Here is a 5149-nt window from a genome sequence, read left to right on the forward strand (position 1 = left end):
TTCCTCCGGGCTTACAAGGGCGGCCTCGTGGTGATCAGCCACGACGTCGCGCTGCTCGACCAGACCGTGAACCGAGTCTTCCACCTCGACGCCACCAGGGCTGTGCTCGACCTCTACAACGTCGGCTGGTCGACGTATCTGGAGCAGCGCGAGACTGACGAACGTCGGCGTCGCCGGGAACGGACCAATGCGGAGAAGAAGGCCACGGCTCTGAAGGCGCAGGCGGACCGGATGCGCTACAAGGCGACGAAGGCGACTGCGGCGCAGAACATGGACCGGCGGGCGGAGCGCCTGATGTCCGGCCTGGAGGACGAACGTCGCTCGGAGAAGGTCGCGAAGCTGCGCTTCCCGCAGCCCGCCCCTTGTGGCAAGACACCGCTCACCGCCACGGGGCTGTCGAAATCCTATGGGTCGCTGGAAGTGTTCACCGACGTCGATCTCGCCATCGACCGGGGGAGCCGAGTCGTCGTACTGGGCCTCAACGGTGCCGGAAAGACGACGCTTCTACGCCTCTTGGGCGGTATAGAGGTACCGGATACGGGCGCGGTACATGCAGGACACGGCCTGCGACTCGGGTATTACGCCCAGGAGCACGAGACGCTGGACACATCTCGGACGGTGCTGGAAAATATGCGCAGCGCGGCGCCGGATCTCGCTGATGTGGAGGTACGGCGGGTTCTGGGATCTTTTCTCTTCTCCGGCGACGCGGTGGACAAGCCCGCCTCGGTCCTTTCGGGTGGGGAGAAGACACGGCTGGCTCTCGCCGCATTGGTGGTGTCGAGCGCTAATGTGCTCCTGCTCGACGAGCCGACCAACAACTTGGACCCTGCGTCCCGGGAGGAGGTGCTAGGGGCGCTGCGCTCCTTCGAAGGCGCGATTGTGCTTGTCACGCACGACGAGGGAGCAGTTGAGGCGCTTGCGCCGGAACGGGTTCTGCTGTTGCCTGACGGCGCCGAAGACCTCTGGAATGCTGAGTATAGAGATCTTGTCACGTTAGCCTAAGACTGCTACCTAGCAGGCGATTTCCTTCAGGAGTGGGATTGATCTTGCGTTCGGGTGGCGAAAAACCGTAATGGGACAGATCATGGTCCTCTGTCATGGAGGACAAACGAAAACGGGGAGGACGCGTGGCCGACAAGTTGGTAAAAGGCGCGCGGATCAGTGGAGGAGTACGCGACAAGCTCGCCACTGACCTGAAGAAGCAGTACGAGAGCGGCAAGAGCATCCGCGAGCTGGCATCGGAGACGGGCCGTTCCTACGGCTTCATTCACCGGCTACTTTCTGAGGCTGGTGTGACACTACGTGGACGTGGTGGTGCCACCCGAGGTAAGGCTCGGAAGAAGGCGTAACCACCTTGGCAGGGCGCTGAGGAAACTCCGCGCTGACGGCACCGCTCGCTGACGCGGGCGGTGCCAGAGCCGGAGTCCTTCGGCGCCATGCCGGTGCGTCACGGCCTGCCCACGGGCCTTCTGGGGCCGGTCGCTGTTTCGGCGTGCAGGAAGAGTGCAGCTCGCCGCCGTGTTGTCCGGTCTGGGACGATGCTGTCCCGGTATCCGGATGTGCACGATAGGCGAGGAGGTCCTTCACGGTGTCGATGGGCGGCCCTATGGGCAGCGGGTGGATGGCATCGAGGTCGTTCTCCCGGGATCGCAGCGTGACCGAGCGTCGCCTGGCCCGTGGGACGACGCGACGGATCCTCGGCTACGCCAGACCTTACCGTCGCCAGATCGCGATCTTCTTGGCCACCGCGGTGGCGTCGGCCGCATCCGCGGCCGCCGTGCCGTTGTTGCTGAAGGTTGTGATCGACGACGGCGTGGTTCCGGCTGACCGCGGCGTCGTCGTCTGGGGAGCCGTTGCTGTTGCCTCGCTCGCCGTGCTGGACGCCGGTCTCAGTTTGCTGGGCCGATGGATGTCCGCCCGGGTCGGGGAGGGACTCATCTTCGACCTGCGACGCCAGGTCTTCGACCACGTGCAGCGCCAGCCGATCGCCTTCTTCACGCGGACCCAGACCGGGTCGCTGGTGTCACGGCTCAACTCTGACGTGGTCGGGGCGCAGCAGGCGTTCACAGGAACGCTGTCGCAGGTGGTCAGCAACTTCGTCACGCTCGTGCTGTCGCTGGGCGCGATGGTGATCCTGTCCTGGCAGATCACGATCGTGGTCCTGGTGCTGGTCCCGTTGTTCCTGTTGCCCGCGAGGTTCATCGGCCGCAGGCTGGCCGACATCTCTCGGGAGTCGATGCAGCTCAACGCCGAGTTGAGCCAGACCATGACGGAGCGGTTCAACGTCTCCGGTGCGCTACTGGTGAAGATCTTCGGCCGTTATCAGCGCGAGAACGAGGGCTTCGGCGAGGGTGCCGCCCGGGTCCGGGACATCGGTGTGGTGCAGGCCCTCTATGCCCGGTACTTCTTCATCGGCCTGAGCTTCCTGGCGTCGTTCGCAACAGCTGTGGTGTACGGCATCGGCGGCTGGCTGGCCGTGGACGGCACGCTGCAGGTGGGGACACTGGTCGCGCTGGCGGCGTTGCTCACCCGTCTCTACGGCCCGCTGACGGCGCTGTCGAACGTCCAGGTCGACATCATGACGGCGCTGGTGAGCTTCGAGCGGGTCTTCGAGGTCCTCGATCTCAAGCCGATCGTGCGTGACGCTCCGGACGCCCGGCCGCTTCAGGGCGGTGCGGCGACCGGCCGCCCAGGTGAACCGGACAGTACCGGGGATGTCCAGCTGTCGGTCGAGCTCGACGACGTCTGGTTCCGCTACCCGTCAGCCGAGGATGTCTCACTCGCCTCGCTGGAGTCTGCAGCCCGCGCGAACAGCGAGGGCTCCGACGAAGATGTGCTGCGGGGTGTCTCTTTCCGCATCGAACCCGGTCAGATGGTGGCGCTCGTGGGGCCGTCCGGGGCCGGGAAGACCACGATCACCGGCCTGGTCGCGCGCCTTTACGACCCCACCAGGGGAGTCGTGCGAGTCGGCGGCCGCGACGTCCGGCGGTCGACGCTGGAGTCCTTGCACGACGCCGTCGGCGTGGTGACCCAGGATGCGCACATGTTCCACGACACGATTCGGTTCAATCTTGCCTACGCGCGCCCAGAGGCCACGGACGAGGAGTTGCTCGCCGCGGCCGACGCCGCTCAGATCGGGGATCTGCTGCGCTCGCTCCCGGACGGGCTCGACACGCTCGTCGGGGATCGGGGTTACCGGCTCTCCGGAGGGGAGAAGCAGCGGATGGCGATCGCGAGGCTGCTGCTGAAGGCGCCGCGAGTCGTCGTCTTGGACGAGGCGACTGCGCATCTGGACTCCGAGTCCGAGGTGGCCGTCCAACGAGCGTTGAAGACCGCCTTGACCGGGCGGACGTCGCTGGTCATCGCACATCGGCTGTCGACGGTGCGGGACGCGGACACGATTCTCGTGGTGGACGACGGACGGATCGTGGAGCGTGGCACGCACGAGGAGCTGCTTCTGCACGGCGGGTTGTATGCGGAGCTGTATCGGACCCAGTTCGCTACTCAAGCTCAGACTGCCGGGTAGGACGCGGGCCTGCCGAGGCGAGATTCGTCCCGGCGTCCGCATCGTTTGTATCGTGGGCTCATGCACCACGTAGACGGCCGGGCGTGCCGCATTCGTCGTTTGTGGACCGGTGGCTCGCCGTCTCAGCTCGACGGTGCGGCGCGCCGGGTTCTGCCGACGGTGATGGTGGTCATCGGTCTCACGGTCGCCGCGTGCGGCTCCGACAACGGCGACGCCGCTGACGACGCGGTCGCCGAGCGCAGTGATGGCGACGACGGCGGTGAGTCGGTGGATGGACAGGACCCCGCGAACGGCGAGACAGAGGATCCCGGGCAGGCCGACGGCGACGAATCCGGCGGCGAGGACACCGGCGACGAGCACGCTGACGGAGAGCCCGAGAACGCCGAGGCCGGCGGGGAAGGCGACCGGACCGCGCCGCAGGACGAACCGGTGGACGACGGTACGGACGACGGCGAGGACGAGTCGCCGGACAGCCCTGCGGCGAGCAATGTCCCGGACGAGTGCCCGGAGGAGGTGCGGGAGGTCGGGGACCGCATCACCGGCGACTTCGAATACGTCGAGGTGCCTCCGACGGAGGACGTCGCCATACTCACCTGCGATTGGCGAGACTCGGGTAAGTCGATCGCGAGCATCGAGGTCAGCTTCTCGCAAGAGCTGATCGGCACCGACCTGGCCGACGTGGAGGGTGCCGAGGACACCTCCGTAGGCGATGTCGACGGGTACGTGATGCGAGCCGCGCACGACAAGGCGCAAGCGAACATGTTCCAGTTCCACGTCGCCGGCGTGTATGTCACCGGCGGCTCCATCGAGGTCGAGGACGTCGATCAGGGCGACGTGCTGGAGCTCGCCGAGGCTGCGGTCGACGCGCTCGCGGAGGCGTCCGGCTGACGCGTATGCACCGCATCCCGCACGCTGTCGTGCCGTGGCGTGTGCCGGCAGACCAGCGTAGCCCTGAGCGGAGTTAACGAAACCGTCACGAACCGTTGACATCTCGGCGTCCTATCTATCATGCTGATTTGCACGTTCAAATTTGCACGTTCAAATCACTGGCCTGAGGATCAATAGTGGACTCCACCAGCGCAGACTCCGTTCCCAGCCGTGCCGACGGTGCCACGTTGAACGACGTCGCCCGGCGCGCACAGGTGTCGCGGCAGACGGTGTCCAACGTCCTCAACGCCCCGGACAGGGTCCGTCCCGACACTGCCGAGCGCGTCCGCCAGGCGATCGAGCAGCTCGGTTACCGGCCGCACCGGCTGGCGCGCAATCTCAAGACTCGCGCCTCGCGGATGATCGGCTACGAGATCACCCGCTCGCGCCTCGGCGTGCTCAACCCGGTCCTCGATCGCTTCGTCCATGCGCTCGTCGAGGCTGCGGAGAACGACGGCTACCACGTCCTGCTCTTCACCCCGGACGAGGACGGGTTGGTGACCGCTTACGACGAGCTTGTCGGCACTCGCACCGTCGACGGTTTCGTCCTGTCCGACATCGACTACGGCGATCCGCGTGCCGTCGCCCTCGCCGAACGGGGCGTGCCCTTCGTCACGTTCGGCCGCCCGGAGATCACCTCACCGCACTCCTGGGTCGACGTGGACGGCGCGGCCGGCATGGCTGCCGCGGTACGAC

5 protein-coding genes are annotated in these 5149 nt (G+C 66.4%); all 5 read left to right on the forward strand.

Annotated features, from left to right (window positions below; all coding sequences use genetic code 11):
* Positions 1 to 1002 (forward strand): ABC-F family ATP-binding cassette domain-containing protein (locus ELR45_RS41355; protein ID WP_240760025.1); only part of this gene is annotated, 1002 nt, incomplete at its 5' end.
* A 125-nt stretch (positions 1003 to 1127) separates the two neighbouring features.
* A complete protein-coding gene (locus ELR45_RS21860; protein ID WP_205857015.1) occupies positions 1128 to 1349 on the forward strand; it encodes a helix-turn-helix domain-containing protein in 222 nt (73 codons plus the stop codon).
* Positions 1350 to 1606: 257 nt separating this feature from the next.
* Positions 1607 to 3526 carry an ABC transporter ATP-binding protein gene (locus tag ELR45_RS21865; protein WP_129668301.1) on the forward strand — a complete coding sequence of 640 codons (1920 nt, stop codon included), beginning with the start codon at positions 1607 to 1609 and terminating at the stop codon, positions 3524 to 3526.
* Positions 3527 to 3586: 60 nt separating this feature from the next.
* Entirely contained in the window at positions 3587 to 4414 is an 828-nt protein-coding gene (locus tag ELR45_RS21870; RefSeq protein WP_129668232.1) for an ICP22 family protein, read from the forward strand.
* A gap of 176 nt (positions 4415 to 4590) precedes the next feature.
* A partial coding sequence (locus ELR45_RS38660) for a LacI family DNA-binding transcriptional regulator (RefSeq protein ID WP_205857016.1) occupies positions 4591 to 5149 on the forward strand: 559 nt, incomplete at its 3' end.

Origin of the sequence: Phytoactinopolyspora endophytica, from assembly GCF_004138495.1 — a bacterium.
GTDB lineage: Bacteria > Actinomycetota > Actinomycetes > Jiangellales > Jiangellaceae > Phytoactinopolyspora > Phytoactinopolyspora endophytica.

Coding starts and splice junctions, on each gene's coding strand:
- ELR45_RS21865 (WP_129668301.1), top strand. CDS start 1,607: ATGGGCAGCGGGTGGATGGCATCGAGGTCGTTCTCCCGGGATCGCAGC.
- ELR45_RS21870 (WP_129668232.1), top strand. CDS start 3,587: ATGCACCACGTAGACGGCCGGGCGTGCCGCATTCGTCGTTTGTGGACC.